This window comes from Streptomyces sp. NPDC088730 (genome assembly GCF_044751215.1).
GTDB lineage: Bacteria > Actinomycetota > Actinomycetes > Streptomycetales > Streptomycetaceae > Streptomyces.
Genome location: NZ_JBIVLK010000012.1, coordinates 162,940 through 177,815 on the forward strand (window position 1 = coordinate 162,940; position 14,876 = coordinate 177,815).

Annotated in this window: 15 protein-coding genes; 7 read left to right on the forward strand and 8 right to left on the reverse strand. The window is 71.8% G+C overall.

Going from position 1 to position 14,876, the window contains the following annotated elements; genetic code table 11:
• Positions 1-169: 169 nt before the first annotated feature.
• From ACIP89_RS29230 to ACIP89_RS29260, 7 genes are all read right to left on the reverse strand, one after another.
• Positions 170-457 carry a DUF1416 domain-containing protein gene (locus ACIP89_RS29230; RefSeq protein WP_018490348.1) on the reverse strand — a complete coding sequence of 96 codons (288 nt, stop codon included), beginning with the start codon at positions 455-457 and terminating at the stop codon, positions 170-172.
• A gap of 51 nt (positions 458-508) precedes the next feature.
• Positions 509-1,354 (reverse strand): sulfurtransferase, encoded by an 846-nt coding sequence (locus tag ACIP89_RS29235; RefSeq protein ID WP_390085526.1) that lies wholly within the window; start codon positions 1,352-1,354, stop codon positions 509-511.
• Between the two features lie 154 nt (positions 1,355-1,508).
• Positions 1,509-1,616: a putative leader peptide gene (locus ACIP89_RS29240; protein ID WP_353962123.1), complete on the reverse strand. Its 108-nt coding sequence runs from the start codon at positions 1,614-1,616 to the stop codon at positions 1,509-1,511.
• 209 nt (positions 1,617-1,825) lie between these two features.
• Entirely contained in the window at positions 1,826-2,521 is a 696-nt protein-coding gene (locus tag ACIP89_RS29245; RefSeq protein WP_401922492.1) for a DUF2993 domain-containing protein, read from the reverse strand.
• Positions 2,522-2,705: 184 nt separating this feature from the next.
• The gene (locus tag ACIP89_RS29250) at positions 2,706-4,220 is read right to left on the reverse strand and encodes a hypothetical protein (RefSeq protein WP_402117553.1); all 1,515 of its coding nucleotides are present in this window, start codon (positions 4,218-4,220) and stop codon (positions 2,706-2,708) included.
• A gap of 10 nt (positions 4,221-4,230) precedes the next feature.
• Positions 4,231-4,485, reverse strand: coding sequence for a MoaD/ThiS family protein (locus tag ACIP89_RS29255; RefSeq protein WP_401922486.1), 255 nt, complete (start codon positions 4,483-4,485; stop codon positions 4,231-4,233).
• 61 nt (positions 4,486-4,546) lie between these two features.
• A complete protein-coding gene (locus ACIP89_RS29260; protein ID WP_401934287.1) occupies positions 4,547-5,443 on the reverse strand; it encodes an alpha/beta hydrolase family protein in 897 nt (298 codons plus the stop codon).
• Positions 5,444-5,745: 302 nt separating this feature from the next.
• Between ACIP89_RS29260 and ACIP89_RS29265 the strand changes: the two genes are divergently transcribed.
• The 7 genes from ACIP89_RS29265 to ACIP89_RS29295 all read left to right on the forward strand — a co-directional run bounded on the left by ACIP89_RS29265 (position 5,746) and on the right by ACIP89_RS29295 (position 13,582).
• Positions 5,746-6,546 carry a response regulator transcription factor gene (locus tag ACIP89_RS29265; protein WP_401922481.1) on the forward strand — a complete coding sequence of 267 codons (801 nt, stop codon included), beginning with the start codon at positions 5,746-5,748 and terminating at the stop codon, positions 6,544-6,546.
• A 24-nt stretch (positions 6,547-6,570) separates the two neighbouring features.
• Entirely contained in the window at positions 6,571-7,617 is a 1,047-nt protein-coding gene (locus tag ACIP89_RS29270; RefSeq protein ID WP_393335772.1) for a LacI family DNA-binding transcriptional regulator, read from the forward strand.
• A gap of 194 nt (positions 7,618-7,811) precedes the next feature.
• Complete coding sequence (locus tag ACIP89_RS29275; protein ID WP_402117555.1) at positions 7,812-8,546, forward strand: DUF4232 domain-containing protein; 735 nt, start codon at positions 7,812-7,814, stop codon at positions 8,544-8,546.
• A 97-nt stretch (positions 8,547-8,643) separates the two neighbouring features.
• Positions 8,644-9,723 carry a S1C family serine protease gene (locus ACIP89_RS29280; protein WP_401922477.1) on the forward strand — a complete coding sequence of 360 codons (1,080 nt, stop codon included), beginning with the start codon at positions 8,644-8,646 and terminating at the stop codon, positions 9,721-9,723.
• Positions 9,724-9,812: 89 nt separating this feature from the next.
• Positions 9,813-10,544, forward strand: coding sequence for a response regulator transcription factor (locus ACIP89_RS29285; RefSeq protein WP_073733078.1), 732 nt, complete (start codon positions 9,813-9,815; stop codon positions 10,542-10,544).
• Complete coding sequence (locus ACIP89_RS29290; RefSeq protein ID WP_401922473.1) at positions 10,541-11,983, forward strand: sensor histidine kinase; 1,443 nt, start codon at positions 10,541-10,543, stop codon at positions 11,981-11,983. The genes ACIP89_RS29285 and ACIP89_RS29290 overlap by 4 nt, the downstream gene beginning before the upstream one ends.
• 285 nt (positions 11,984-12,268) lie before the next feature.
• Complete coding sequence (locus ACIP89_RS29295; protein WP_402117557.1) at positions 12,269-13,582, forward strand: peptidase; 1,314 nt, start codon at positions 12,269-12,271, stop codon at positions 13,580-13,582.
• Between the two features lie 247 nt (positions 13,583-13,829).
• On the opposite strand, the gene ACIP89_RS29300 is transcribed toward ACIP89_RS29295, so the two are convergent.
• Positions 13,830-14,723 (reverse strand): phosphatidylinositol-specific phospholipase C, encoded by an 894-nt coding sequence (locus tag ACIP89_RS29300; protein ID WP_402117558.1) that lies wholly within the window; start codon positions 14,721-14,723, stop codon positions 13,830-13,832.
• Between the last annotated feature and the right edge of the window lie 153 nt (positions 14,724-14,876).

The following is a 14,876-nucleotide window of genomic DNA, read 5'->3' on the forward strand; positions in this document are numbered from 1 at the left end:
GGCACGAAGGGCCGTACCCCGGTTCAGTAGGGCGTCCAGCCCCCTGGGGTACGGCCCTTCGGCCGGTCTTCGTGCCTGGTTCCGGTGCCGGGAGGGGCACGAGGGCCTGTCCGGTGGATCATGGCCGGGGGCGCGGCGTCCTATCCGACCCTGATCCACCGGACAAGCACTAGACGGCGATGGCCACCTCGGACAGACCGCCCGTCTGTGCCACGACCGTGCGGTCGGCGCTGCCGCCCGGGACGAGCGCGCGCAGCGTCCAGGTGCCCTCGGCCGCGTAGAAGCGGAACTGTCCGGTCGCGGAGGTCGGGACCTCCGCGGTGAACTCACCGGTCGAGTCCAGCAGGCGGACGTAGCCGGTGACGGGCTCGCCGTCGCGGGTCACGCTGCCCTGGATGGTGGTCTCACCGGGCTTGATCGTCGAAGCGTCGGGGCCGCCGGCCTTTGCTCCACACATGGTGTTCTGTCCTTCTGGTCGGGGGTCGTGCCGGGTCCGGGTGGTGCGGAGTTACTTGTTGGCGCCGAGCTCGATCGGCACGCCCACCAGCGAGCCGTACTCGGTCCACGAACCGTCGTAGTTCTTGACGTTCTCCTGGCCGAGGAGCTGGTGCAGCACGAACCAGGTGAGCGCGGAGCGCTCACCGATGCGGCAGTACGCGATGGTGTCCTTCGACAGGTCGACCTGCTCGGCCTCGTAGAGGGCCTTCAGCTCGTCGTCCGACTTGAAGGTGCCGTCGTCGTTGGCGTTCTTCGACCACGGGATGTTGCGGGCGCTCGGCACGTGGCCGGGGCGCTGCGACTGCTCCTGCGGGAGGTGGGCCGGGGCGAGCAGCTTGCCGCTGAACTCGTCGGGCGACCGCACGTCGACCAGGTTCTGGGAGCCGATCGCCTTCACGACGTCGTCGCGGTAGGCGCGGATCGACTCGTCCTGCGGCTTGGCCTTGTACTGGGTGGCCGGGCGGGACGGGATCTGGTCGCCGTCGACCAGGTCGCGGGAGTCGAGCTCCCACTTCTTGCGGCCGCCGTCGAGCAGCCGGACGTCCTGGTGGCCGTAGAGCTTGAAGTACCAGAACGCGTAGGACGCGAACCAGTTGTTGTTGCCGCCGTACAGGACGACCGTGGTGTCGTTGCCGATGCCCTTGCCGGACAGCAGCTCCTCGAAGCCCGCCTGGTCGATGAAGTCGCGGCGGACCGGGTCCTGGAGGTCCTTGGTCCAGTCGATCCGGATCGCGTTCTTGATGTGGTTCTTCTCGTACGCGGCGGTGTCCTCGTCGACCTCGACGATGGCAACCTTCGGGTCGTCGATGTGGGCCTCGACCCAGTCGGCGTCTACCAGGACGTCACTGCGGCTCATTGTGTTCTCCTCCGGGGCAGTCTGCGGCGAGATGATGCGAGTTGGTGCGGGATGCGGATGTACGGAGCGCGGAATGCGGCACGTGCACAGAGGCATCGGGATGGCCCCGACGCATGGTCGGCGGGCCGGGAACGCGGGAAGTCGACGCTCCCGCTCAGACAGTGCGACAGAGCATGGCGGCGACGCGGCACAGGTCCACTGCCCGCCGCTTCGTGAGATCCGCCCGTCCCCGCTGCGGGAGACCGCTAATAGAGCACTGCATGGGACCGATCGTAGGGACGTACGGCCGGACATGTCACCGTCGTGTCACCCATTGAGACGCGATCGTCCGAAGGGCGAGACGAGAGGGGATTCACGCCTGCTCCGCGGCCGTCCCCGGGAACGTGGCGCCGGCCCGGCATCTGCGGACCGGACGCAGCCGTCTCAGTATGTGGCGCAGGCCCCGTACGGTGCGGCGACTCGCCGCCGGAGTCAGCCGGCGAGCGTGACCTCCGTGCCGGTCACCGAGATCTCCAGGCCCTCGGCGGTCGGCTGGATCCTCTCCAGCTTCAGGCCCTTGGGCAGCCCGCCGACCTCGCGCTCGAAGTCGGTCTTCCTCCTGACCAGGCCCTCAAGCCCGGGAATGCCCTCGCCCGGCACCTTGTCGGCGTGCACCCGCACCGTGTGGCCGTCGACCAGGGTGACGCTGGACAGCACGCTGCGCGAGATCTCCTGGCCCAGACCGGGGACCTGGACCGTGCCGGTCACCTTCACCTTGCCGTTGCCGCCGTACGCGACGGCGACGTCCGCGCTGGCCGCCTTGGTGAGGTCCGCGTACGACACCACGGCCGTCCCGGTCGCCCGTGCGGCGACCGCGCCGGAGAAACCGTCGGTCAGCCGGACCTGGTGCAGGTCGGCGTTCATCTCGCTGATCCGGAGCGTGCGGCCGTTCGCGCTGGTCTCCAGGCCGGTGATCTTCACGTCGACCTCGTCGAGCTCCGATCCGGCGAGCTGCGTCAGGAACGGAAAGCCCTTGATCGAGACGTCCGTCGAGCCGATCTCCGCGCCGGGCACCCGTACCCGCTCCGCGACCTGCGACTCGGCGAAATACACCGCCGCGCGGTCGACGGCGATGAACACGCCGGCCAGAACCACCACTATGACCAGCAGTATTCGCAGTGCACGCATGCCTTGTCCTCCCCCGCCCGCGTCCGTTCGGACCGCTCGGCGCCCGTGAGCCTACTGCGGCCGCACGTCACGCTCCGGGTGATCGACGAGCGGAAGCCCCCCATCGGTTCCCCGTGGAGGGCTTCGGCAGCTCTGTGACGCGTGAGGCGCGACGGTCAGGAGTGACCAGTCGCGGGGTGACTCACTACGAGATCGCGCGGCCGATCAGGTACACGGCGGGCGCGGCCGCGGTGAGCGGCAGCGCGACTCCGGCGGTCATGTGCACGAAGCGCGACGGGTAGTCGTAGCTGGCCACCCGCAGCCCGATCAGCGCGCAGCCACCGGCGGCGAGGCCGAGCAGCGCGCCCTTCGCCCCCAGGTCCGTGACGGCTCCCGCCGCCCCGCCCGCGGCCGCCGCGACGACCAGCGCCGCCACCACGGAGACCGGCCCCGGCAGCGGAAGCGCCCGGGCGACCACCGCGAGGGCCACGGCGACACCGCCGACCGTCACCGCGTCCGGAACCGCCGCGAGGTGCCCGGCGGCCAGGACCGCGAGCGCGGCGGAGGCGACGGTGGCCATCAGGCCCTCCATCCGCTCGTCGGCGCCCGCCCGGCTGCGCAGCTGGAGGACGACGGTGAGCAGCACCCAGACGCCGAGCGTGCCGAGGATCGCGGCCGGACCGTTCTCCCGGCCCGCGGCCAGCAGCGCCACATCGGCGACGAGGCCGCCGGCGAACGCGAGCGCGATGCCCTGCCGGGCCGGCCACATGCCGTTGAGCCGGAACCACCCGGCCGCGGTCACCGCCTGGAGCAGCACCAGCGGGACGACCAGGGCGTACGAGCCGATGGCCGCACCGAGCGCGAGCAGCAGCCCGAGCCCGGCGGTGATCGCGGCCGGCTGCATCCCGGGCGCGATGATCGGGGAGCGGCCCTCCGCACGGGCGCGCTGGGCGTCCGTGATGCGGCTGTTGCCCAGCGTGGTGGGCGCGCTGTACCCGTCGTCGGCCTGTGCGGCGCCCACGGAGGCGGCCACCGGCGCGGGGGCCGCGGTCGCCGCCGGGACCTCGGGCGGCAGCGGGTGGGCGCCCGAGGCGCCCTGTGCGGCCTGCACGGGCCGCGCGGGCTGCTGCGCCGGCCGGAGGGTGGGCTGGTACTGGGTGTCCCAGGTCTGGCCCTCCCAGGTCTGCGCGACCGCCGGCTCCCCGGCCTGCGGATCCCGGTAGGGCTGCTGAGGCTGAGGCGTCTGCTGCGGCTCGTAGGGCTGCTGCGCCTGCTGGGGCTCGTACTGGTGCTGCACGGACTGGTGGGTCGGGTGCGCGGCCCGGTACGGCTGTGGCGCAGCCTGCGGCGGCTCGTACGTGCCCTGCGGTGCGTACGGGGCCTGCGGTGTCTGCGGGGCCTGCGGTGTGTACGGCGCCTGTGGCGCGTACGGGGCCTGCGGGGCCTGTGACGCGGCCGGGGCAGATTCGCCCGGGTAGCGGGCCTGCTGACCGTAGGACGGTTCACCGTAGGGCTGCTGCTGGCCGTAAGCGGGGTCCGGGTAGCCCTGGCCCCCGTACGACTGGTCCCCGTACGGCTGGTCCCCGTATGACTGGTCCGCGTACGGCTGATTCACGTGAGGCCGCGGCTCCTGGCCGTACGGCTGGTTCCCGTACGGCTGCTGCGGCTCCTGGCCGTACGGCTGGTCCGGGTACGGATGCTGCTGATCGCTGCTGCTCATGTTCTGCGGTTCACCCTCCTGCGAACGGCGGGAGCACCTCGACCGTGCCGCCCTCGGCAAGGCGTACGGTCTCATGGCTCCGGGTCCCGACGGGGTCCCCGTCGATGAGGAACGAGCACCTCTGGAGCACCCGGGTCAGCTCACCGGGGTGCCGGCCCCGCACCGCGTCGAGCGCCTCCTCAAGCGTCGCAGCGGTGTACGGCTCCTCCGCCGTTCCGGCAGCTGCCTTGGCGGCGGCCCAGTAACGGATCGTTCCCGCGGGCATGGCGGCGCTCCTCTCGTCTCGCTTCGGCTCACGCATCGGCTGTCCATCATCGTCCACCGCGTCATCGGCCCGTCGCCCAGTCGGCGATGCGGCCGAGGAGGGCCGCGTCCGCCGCGTTCTCCGCGTGCCCCATCCCGCGCTCCAGCCACAGCTCAGCGGCCCCTTCCGCCGCCTCTGCCAGCATCCGGGGGTGGTCGAGCGGGAAGTACGGGTCCCGGTCGCCGTGCACGATCAGCAACGGGGCCGGGGCGATCAGCGGGACCGCCGCGACCGGGGAGAGCGGAACCGGGTCCCAGTCGTTCCGGTCGATCCGGGTCCGGAAGCCGTACTGCCCGACCAGCCGGCCTGCGGGACGGGTGACCATCCAGTGCAGCCGACGCATCGGAGCCGTCCCCCGGTAGTACCAGCGCGCCGGGGAGCTCACGGAAACCACCGCATCGGCGTACGCCCCAAGAAGCGCTTCCGTGCGCCCCCCGCGCACCGGAACGGACCGGACGCCCTCGCGCTCGACCGCCGGAGCCGTATACAGCGCCCCGTGCCGGAGCACCACGGAACCGCCCATGGAGAACCCGACCGTAACGACGCGCCGGTGCCCGAGCGACCGCGCCCAGGCCACCGCGGCCGCCAGGTCCAGCACCTCGCGGTCGCCCACCGTGGACCGCCCGCCGGAGCCGCCGTGCCCCCGGAACGAGAACGTGATCACGGCCGCACGCTGGGAGAACACCTCCACGGCGCGCCGCACCGCAAGGCGGTCCGCCGAACCGGTGAATCCGTGCGCGACGACGATCGCCGTACCGGTGCCGTCCGCGTCCGCGGGTGCGCCGTCATCCGCCGTACACGGGTCGTACACCGCCTCGATCAGGACGCCGTCATCGGCGCGCAACGTGGTCCGCGACGGCCCGCGCGTGATCAAGGGAACAGAGGAACTCCGAAATCGCCCCTCGGACACAGAACTCATGTGGGCTATTCTGCTGGGAAGAGGATCCGGGCAAAGCAGCCCCCGGGTCCTTTTGTGCTTTCCACGCGTTGTTACGGAGACGTTTCAACAAGCTCAGCGGCCCTGGGCGCGGGGCCGTACCGGTAAAACCCGTATGACGAAACGTCGTACGGAACAACACGAATAAGCGTACGAAGCAGTGCCGCATACTCCCCCGGGCCCGGCCCGGGAGTGCCCCTCTCGCAGGGAACGAGGAGGACCGACGTAATGGGCGAGCCAACCGTGCACGATCATCGACCGACGACCCAGGCAGGTGGGCGGCGATGAGTTCACTGCTGCTCCTGACGAATGCCCTCCAACCGTCGACGGAGGTGCTTCCCGCTCTCGGCCTCCTGCTCCACAGCGTGCGGGTGGCGCCCGCCGAAGGCCCCGCTCTCGTCGACACCCCCGGTGCCGACGTCATCCTCATCGACGGACGGCGCGACCTGCCCCAGGTCCGCTCCCTCTGTCAGCTGCTGCGGTCCACCGGACCCGGCTGTCCGCTGATCCTCGTCGTCACGGAGGGCGGCCTCGCGGCCGTCACCGCCGACTGGGGAATCGATGACGTACTGCTGGACACGGCGGGACCCGCCGAGGTCGAGGCCCGGCTGCGGCTGGCCACCGGCCGGCAGCAGATCACCTCCGACGACTCCCCGATGGAGATCCGCAACGGCGATCTGTCGATCGACGAGGCGACGTACAGCGCCAAGCTCAAGGGCCGGGTCCTGGACCTGACCTTCAAGGAATTCGAACTGATCAAGTACCTCGCGCAGCACCCGGGCCGGGTCTTCACCCGCGCCCAGCTGCTCCAGGAGGTCTGGGGCTACGACTACTTCGGCGGCACCCGGACGGTCGACGTACACGTCCGGCGGCTGCGCGCCAAGCTCGGCCCCGAGCACGAGTCGCTCATCGGCACCGTCCGCAACGTGGGCTACCGGTTCGTCGCACCCGAGAAGGTGGAACGGGCCGCGGAAGAGGCCAAGTCGGCGGCCTCGAAGGCGGCCTCCGAAACCCTCACCCGTTCGGAGCAGCCGGAGGCTGTCGAGGTAACGGAAGAAGGCCCGGTCCAGCCTGCCAAGAGGTAGTTATATCCGCGTAGACTGCCGCGCGTGGCCAAGGTGACGCGGGACGATGTGGCGAGACTGGCGGGGACGTCCACCGCGGTCGTCAGCTATGTCATCAACAACGGACCCAGGCCGGTCGCCCCGGCCACGCGCGAGCGGGTACTCGCCGCGATCAAGGAGCTGGGCTACCGGCCCGACCGGGTGGCCCAGGCGATGGCCTCGCGGCGGACCGATCTCATAGGGATGATCGTGCCCGACGCGCGGCAGCCGTTCTTCGCGGAGATGGCGCACGCGGTCGAACAGGCCGCGGCGGAGCGCGGAAAAATGGTGCTCGTCGGCAACTCCGACTACCGGGACGAGCGCGAGGTCCACTACCTGCGGGCCTTCCTCGGCATGCGGGTCTCCGGGCTGATCCTGGTCAGCCAGGGCCCCAGCGAGCGCGCGGCGGCCGAGATAGAGGCGTGGGACGCCCGGGTCGTGCTGCTGCACGAGCGGCCCGAGGCGATCGACGACGTCGCGGTCGTCACGGACGACGTCGGCGGCGCCCAGCTCGCCACCCGTCACCTGCTGGAGCACGGCAACGCGTACGTGGCCTGCCTCGGCGGCGTCGAGTCGACCCCGGCGGTCGGCGACCCGGTGGCCGACCACGTCGAGGGCTGGCGCCGGGCGATGCACGAGTCGGGCCGCACGACGGAGGGCCGGCTCTTCCAGGCCCCGTACAACCGTTACGACGCCTACCTGGTGGCGCTGGAGCTCCTCGCGGGCCCGGACCGCCCCCCGGCGATCTTCTGCGCGACGGACGACCAGGCCATCGGCGTACTGCGGGCCGCCCGGGAGCTGCGCATCGACGTGCCGGGCGAGCTGGCGGTGGCGGGCTTCGACGACGTGAAGGAGGCCGGGCTCACCGATCCGCCGCTCACCACGGTCTTCTCCGACCGCCCGGCAATGGCACGGGCGGCCGTGGACCTGGTGCTCGACGACTCGCTCCGGGTGTCGGGCTCACGGCGGGAGCGGCTGAAGCAGTTCCCCTCGGCGCTGGTGGTCCGGCGTTCCTGCGGCTGCGGCGAGCCCCCGGCGGCCCGGCGCGGCTGAAGAAGGCCAGGTGGCAGGGGGCTCTGTCCCCCTACCTCCGCTTTTCCGTAACGGGGCTTCGACCCGTGTGTCACAGCGGCGTCTTGATCCAACTCTCGCCGCAACGGCCCGCCCGACGACAGATGTCCTAGGAAGCGACACGCCTGCTCAGCCAGAACGGGCGTACCCCCCACACCGCTTCCGAGGAGTCCCCCATGCGCGTCAAGAAGATGTCCGCCCTCGCCCTCGTCGCCGTCGCCGCCGGCCTCTCGCTGACCGCGTGCGGCGGCAGTGACGGACCCGCCGCCGCAGCCGACACGGGCGCGTCCAGCTCGGCGAGCGGCTCCACGGGCGGCCAGGACACCGGCTCCACCGACACGAGCGGCTCCACCGGGGCCGATGGCGACAGCGACAGCCCCGCCTCGGGTTCCGCCGGGTCCGGCTCCTCCGCCACCGGGTCCGGCTCCTCCGCCACCGGCTCCGGCAAGGGCAGCGACCTCACCGCCAAGGGCGGCACGTCGGCCTCCGGCGCCATGTGCAGGACCGACGACCTCGCGTTCAGCACCGGCTCGGCGGGGGTCGAGAACCAGGTGGTCGTCAACCTGAAGAACACCGGTTCCGCCAAGTGCAGCATGCACGGCTTCCCGGGCGTCCAGCTCGTGGGCCCCGACGGCCTCGGCGACACCGGTCCGGACGCCGCCCGCACCGACTCCAAGGCATCCACCGTCACCATCGGGCCCGGCGAGGAGACCCGCTTCCTGCTGCGCTACATCCCGGCCACCGACGGGTCCGGCAAGACCTTCACCAGGCTCTCCGTCACCCCGCCCAACGAGAAGATCTCGGCGATCGCGAATCTCGACGGAGTGACGATCACCGTCCCCGCCTCCGGCGGTACGTCCCCCGACGTCTTCGTCGACCCGATCGGCTACCACGTCGGCTCCGGCAAGTAACCGGCGAACCGGCCTTTATATCGGGCATACGAGGTTCTGCCGGGCTTCTCAGGGCGTACTCACATTCCTCTCATCTTCGCTGGACACTCTTCTAGACATGACAGAGAGCCAGCGCCCGAGCGGCGAGTACCCGATGTACCCCTCGTACGGCAACGGCGACGCGGCCTACCCGCCGCCGCCGTCATACCAGCCCGCGCAGCCGGAGGGCTCGGGCGGCGGTGACCCCGTGTGGCCCGCCCCCGGACAGCCGCAGCCGGCGCCCGAGCCCCGGCGCCGGGCCCGCCGCCCGGTCGCGCTCCTCGCGGCGGTCGCCATCGCGGCGGCGGTCATCGGCGGCGGCACCGCCACCGTGATCGGGCAGCTCACCGACCACGGCACCGACAGCACCGGCAGCAGCGTCATCCCGGGCACCACGGTCTCGCAGAGCAGCAAGGGCACCGTCTCCGGCGTGGCCGCCGCCCTGTCGCCGACGATCGTGGAGATCAGCGCGACCTCGAACGCGGGCCAGTCCACCGGCTCCGGCGTGATCATCACGTCCGACGGCGAGATCGTCACCAACAACCACGTCGTCGCGGGGTCCTCCTCGGTCAAGGTCACGCTCAGCACCGGCAAGACGTACACCGCCGACGTCGTCGGGACCGACCCCGACAAGGACCTCGCGCTGATCAAGCTCCGGGGCGCGAGCGGGCTGAAGACCGCCACGCTCGGCGACTCCTCCAAGGTGGCCGTCGGCGACCAGGTCGTCGCGATCGGCTCGCCCGAGGGCCTCACCGGCACCGTCACCAGCGGCATCGTCTCCGCGCTCGACCGTGACGTCACCGTCGCCAAGGAGGGCGACAGCGGCCAGGGCCAGAGCCAGGGCGGCGGACAGGGGCAGGGCGGCGGACAGCAGTGGCCGTTCGAGTTCGGCGGTCAGCAGTTCAACGGCGACACCGGCGACTCCACCACCACGTACAAGGCGCTCCAGACCGACGCCTCGCTCAACCCGGGCAACTCCGGCGGCGCGCTGATCAACATGAACGGCGAGATCATCGGCATCAACTCCGCTATGTACTCCGCGAGTTCGGCCGAAGGCTCGGGCAGCTCCGGCGCGGGCAGCGTCGGCCTCGGCTTCGCCATCCCGGTGAACACCCTGAAGGCCGACCTGAACACCCTGCGGGCCGGCGACAGCTCCTGACCCGCGCCACCGCACCGAGGCCGTGCGAGGCTGAGAAACTGGAGGGCAGCGCCCAGCCCCGTACGGACCGAGAAGAGGACGAAGCAGCGATGAGCCCCGCCGAAGACGATCCGCAGCGCATCCTGATCGTCGACGACGAGCCCGCCGTACGCGAGGCCCTGCAGCGCAGCCTCGCGTTCGAGGGATACGGCACCGAGGTCGCCGTCGACGGTCTCGACGCCCTCACCAAGGCCGAGTCGTACGCCCCCGACCTCATCGTCCTCGACGTCCAGATGCCCCGGATGGACGGGCTGACCGCCGCCCGTCGCATCCGGGCCACCGGGACCACCACGCCGATCCTGATGCTCACCGCCCGCGACACCGTCGGGGACCGGGTCACCGGACTCGACGCGGGCGCCGACGACTACCTGGTCAAGCCGTTCGAGCTGGACGAGCTGTTCGCCCGCATCCGGGCCCTGCTGCGGCGCAGCTCGTACGCGGCCGCCTCCGGGGCCGACCTCCCCGACAACAACGTGCTGGCCTTCGCGGACCTCCGGATGGACCTCGCCACCCGCGAGGTCAGCCGGGGCACCCGCCGCGTCGAGCTGACCCGTACCGAATTCACCCTGCTGGAGATGTTCCTCGCGCACCCGCGTCAGGTGCTGACCCGCGAACAGATCCTCAAGGCGGTCTGGGGCTTCGACTTCGAACCGAGCTCCAACTCGCTGGACGTGTACGTGATGTACCTGCGCCGCAAGACCGAGGCGGGCGGCGAGCCGCGCCTGGTCCACACGGTGCGCGGTGTCGGATACGCGCTGCGGGCGGGCGGGGGCGAGGGGTGACGGGGCCCCTGCACCGCTTCCGCGCCCTGCCGCTCCGCTCCCGGCTCGCGCTGCTGGTCGCGGTGGCGGTGGCCGTGGCGGTGGCGGCCGTGGCGGCGGCGTGCTGGTTCGTGACGAAGGCGCAGCTGGAGCAGCAGCGGGACACGACGCTGCGCGCCACCAAGGTCGACAACGAGTACCTGACCGAGCTCTACCAGTACTGCACCGGCATCAACAAGCAGCCGACCCAGCCCTACACGGGCTTCACCGTCCAGCTCATCGACGCCCAGGGGACGGCCTGCACCGCCCCGGACTCGTCCGCGCTCCCGGTGACCGCCGCCGACCTCGCGGTCGTCAACCGCGAGCGGGACGGGGTGCTGCACTCCGAGACCGATGCCGACCGGGTGAAGATGCGCGTCTTCACCTACGCGGTGACGGTGACGGTGTCGCGCGGGCCCGGCCTGCCGCGCACCGACCTCACCCTCGGCGTCTCCGTCGCCCGCCCGCTGAGCGAGATCGACAAACCCCTCTCCACCCTCGCCTGGGTCCTCCTCCTCGTCTCCGGTATCGGCGTCGTCGGCGCCGGCGCCGCCGGTCTCTGGATCGCCCGCTCGGGGCTGCGTCCGGTCGACGAACTGACCGAGGCCGTCGAGCACGTGGCCCGCACCGAGGACCTCACCGTCCGCATCCCGGTCGAGGGCGAGGACGAGATCGCCCGGCTCTCCCGCTCCTTCAACTCGATGACCGCCTCCCTCGCCACCTCCCGGGACCGCCAGGCCCAGCTGATCGCGGACGCGGGCCACGAACTGCGCACCCCCCTCACCTCCCTGCGCACCAACGTGGAACTGCTCGCCCGCAGCGACGAGACGGGCCGGGCGATCCCGCCGGACGACCGCAAGGCGCTGATGTCCTCGGTCAAGGCCCAGATGACCGAGCTGGCCTCGCTCATCGGCGACCTCCAGGAACTGGCCCGCCCGGACGCCGCCCAGCCCGGCCCGCTCCAGGTGGTCGCCCTGCACGACATCACCCGCACCGCCCTCGAACGCGCCCGGCTGCGCGGCCCCGAGCTGACCATCACGGCGGAGCTGGCCCCCTGGTACGTACGGGCCGAACCGGCGGCCCTGGAGCGGGCGGTCGTCAACGTCCTGGACAACGCGGTGAAGTTCAGCCCGCCGCGCGGCACCATCGACGTGGTCCTGCACCGGGGCGAACTGACGGTCCGGGACCGGGGCCCCGGCATCCCCGCCGACGAACTCCCGCACGTCTTCGAGCGCTTCTGGCGCTCCCCGTCCGCCCGCCAGCTCCCCGGCTCCGGCCTCGGCCTGTCGATCGTCGCGCGCACGGTCCAGCAGGCGGGCGGCGAGATCGGTCTGCGCCCGGCGGACAACGGCGACGGCACGGTGGCCACGATCCGGCTGCCGGGGGCCCCGCAGCCGCCGCCGGAGACGCCGCGGAGCTGAGCGGCCGGGAAAACCGCCGAATAGACAACGCCCAGCTCAGCTGGGGTCCGGGACAACGCGGTGTGCCTTTCGTCACAACGAAAGGCACCCAGCTGAGAGCAACTGCGCCCTTTCGTGACGTCTGTCCGCGACCAGGGTCCCGGCCCGGTCCGCAGCGCCGGAAAATACCCGCCACCGCCGCCGGCGACAGCCATAGCATCTTCACAGCCGCCCGCGTGATCCAGCCGCCGTGGCAGCCGTTCACCCCTATTTCTTTACTTTTCGGATCCGGACCCAAGGGCTCATGTGAAGATTCGCCGCATTCTCGCCACTGCCGTGGCCGTCGCCGTGACCACACCCGCCGCACTGCTCTCCGTCACCCCCGCGTTCGCGGACGCCGCGCCGACGGCACAGACGCAGGCCAAGCCGACCCTGGAAGAGCTCGAAAAGGCCGCGGCCGAGGCGCAGACGGCCTACGACAAGGCCCTCGCCGCGAAGACCGCCGCCTACCAGGTGGTGGAGGACGCGATGTCCGACACCGCACCCCTCACCGTGGCCGCCGAAGCCGCCAGGAAGGCCGCGGACGAGTCGGGCGCCGCCAAGACCGCCGCCGACCAGGCCGTCACCGACGCGAAGGCCGCCCTCGACGCGCTGCCCGAGACGGCGACGGAGGAGGAGCGGACCGCGGCGGAGGCCGCTGTCACCGGGGCCGAGGCCACCGCCGCGACCGCCGCCGACGCCAAGACGGCCGCCGACACGAAGGCCGAGGAGGCCGCCGACGCCGCCGACGACGCGAGGGTCGCCGCGCTCCGCGCCTACTCCCTGGCGGAGAAGGACCTGACGGACGCCCTCGACGCGAAGACCGCCGCCGACGACGCACTGGCCGAGGCCCGCGAGGAGGCGAACGAGAACCAGGACTGCGTGGCCGAGCCCGGTCTCACCACCGTCCTGACCGGCGTTCCGGACTCGATCACCGCCGGTACGATCACCGCTCTCTCGCTCCGGGTGAGCAACGGCACGGACAAGGCGATGGACGACGTCGCCGCCTACGCCTTCACGCACGCCACCGACACGAGCGGCCTCAAGGAAACCGACAGACTCCTGCGCCTGCAGTGGTCCACGGCCTCCTCCCCGAAGTGGCACACCATCGGCGGCGACCACCTGATCAACGGCATCGGCCCGCTGAAGGCCGGCGCCCACGCCGACATCAAGCTGCGCCTCACCATCGACGCGTCGGCCCCGGCCGGCAACGGTGCCGCCTTCGTGTCGGCCGACTACACCAACGAGAACGGCTCCTGCGGGGGCAACCCGGACATCGCCATGTACGACTTCGGTGTCGCCAAGGCCGCGAAGCCGAAGCCCGGCAAGACCGACGGCACGGACCCCGGCAAGACCGGCACGACCGGCACGGGCACGACCGGCACCGGCACCCCGGGCGGCTCCGGCCCGTCCGCCCAGGGCACGGCGTCGAGCAACCCGGTGACCACCGGCGGCAGCCTCGCCTCGACGGGCTCGTCCTCCACCACCCCGCAGCTCGCCCTCGCGAGCGGCGCGGCCGTGGCGCTCGGCGCGGCGGCGATGTTCACCGCCCGCCGCCGTCGGACGGGTTCCCAGGTCTGATCCGCAGGCAGCACGGAGAGGGGGTGGTGGGACGGCCGGCCCACCACCCCTGACCGCGCTCCTGGCCCGATGTCCGCCACGCGCTGCCGACGGACGCGGTACTGGGCTCGCGCCATGGAGATCATCGAGGGCGACGGGACGTGGGCGCGTCCCGGCGAAGCGGGCAACGACCGGGCCGAGCAGCTGCGGACGTCGGATCCGTCCGTGGGCACGTACTGCGTCCCGGCCGGAAAACGCGACACCCGGCTCAGGCTGTCGGGTTGTGCCGGATCAGGGACTCCACCAGCCCGGACCGGGTCGCCGGGAAGTCCAGCGGGACGATGCCGAGGCCCGTCCAGCCGGACGCCTCCGAGCCGTCCAGGAACGACTGGACCTGCGGGTTGAGCCGGTCCGCGTTCCCGCGGGGCGGCAGCAGGGCGGCGGTCGAGACGTAGTTCATGAAGAACTTGCCCGGCTGCTGGGCCGCCCTGCGGAACTGGGCCTCGATCTTGGGGTACTTGGCGAACGGCTCCGCCATGTAGTCGTCCTGGATGTCGAAGAGCGCCGGATCGGCGTAACGCACGCCCGGCAGGCCTCCGTTGTCGGCCAGCAGCACGACCTTGCCGCGCGCCTCCCCCAGCACGGGCAGCGCGGAACTGATGCGGAACAGCGGCCGCCAGCCCCGCACGTCCAGGTAGTCGTCGAAGACCGCCCGGAACGCCGCGTCGCTCTCCTCCGAGTACTCCTGCTTGACCCGCATCAGCACCGTCTCGGTCGGCCGCTGGGCCAGGAAGTCCCAGCAGGCGCCCAGGACATCACCGAACATCAGGTTCTGGTACGAGGCCCCGTGGTGGATCGCGAAGGAGCCGCCGGTGATCCGGCACCGCACGTCGAGGAAGCGCAGCCCGCTGTTCAGCTGTTCCGCGATCGTCGTGTTCTGGCACTCGGTCCAGGGCCCGCCGTAGCGGGCGCCGGAGTCGTGCGAGCCGGGGATGGTGAGCCGTCGCAGCTCCGTGCCGTCCGCGATGCCGCTCATCCAGTCCTGGTTGGTGAGGGCCCTGCGGGCCGAGGCGCGGGCGGGGGCCGTGCCCAGGACCGCGGTGGCGGAAACGGCCAGTGCGCCGGCCAGGAAGTTCCGGCGGTTGGCTGTGTACGGGCTCATGCGGGGACGCCTCCGGGTGCCGTGTGGGGTCAGCGTGAGAAGAGTGTTCGGGGCGGGCCCATGGATTATGGCGGGTGCACGTCACGGCAGGAAGAGGCCGTCCCGGGGCAACCGGACACCGGTGGGCCGGTTCCGGACAGAGTGACGCGAGCA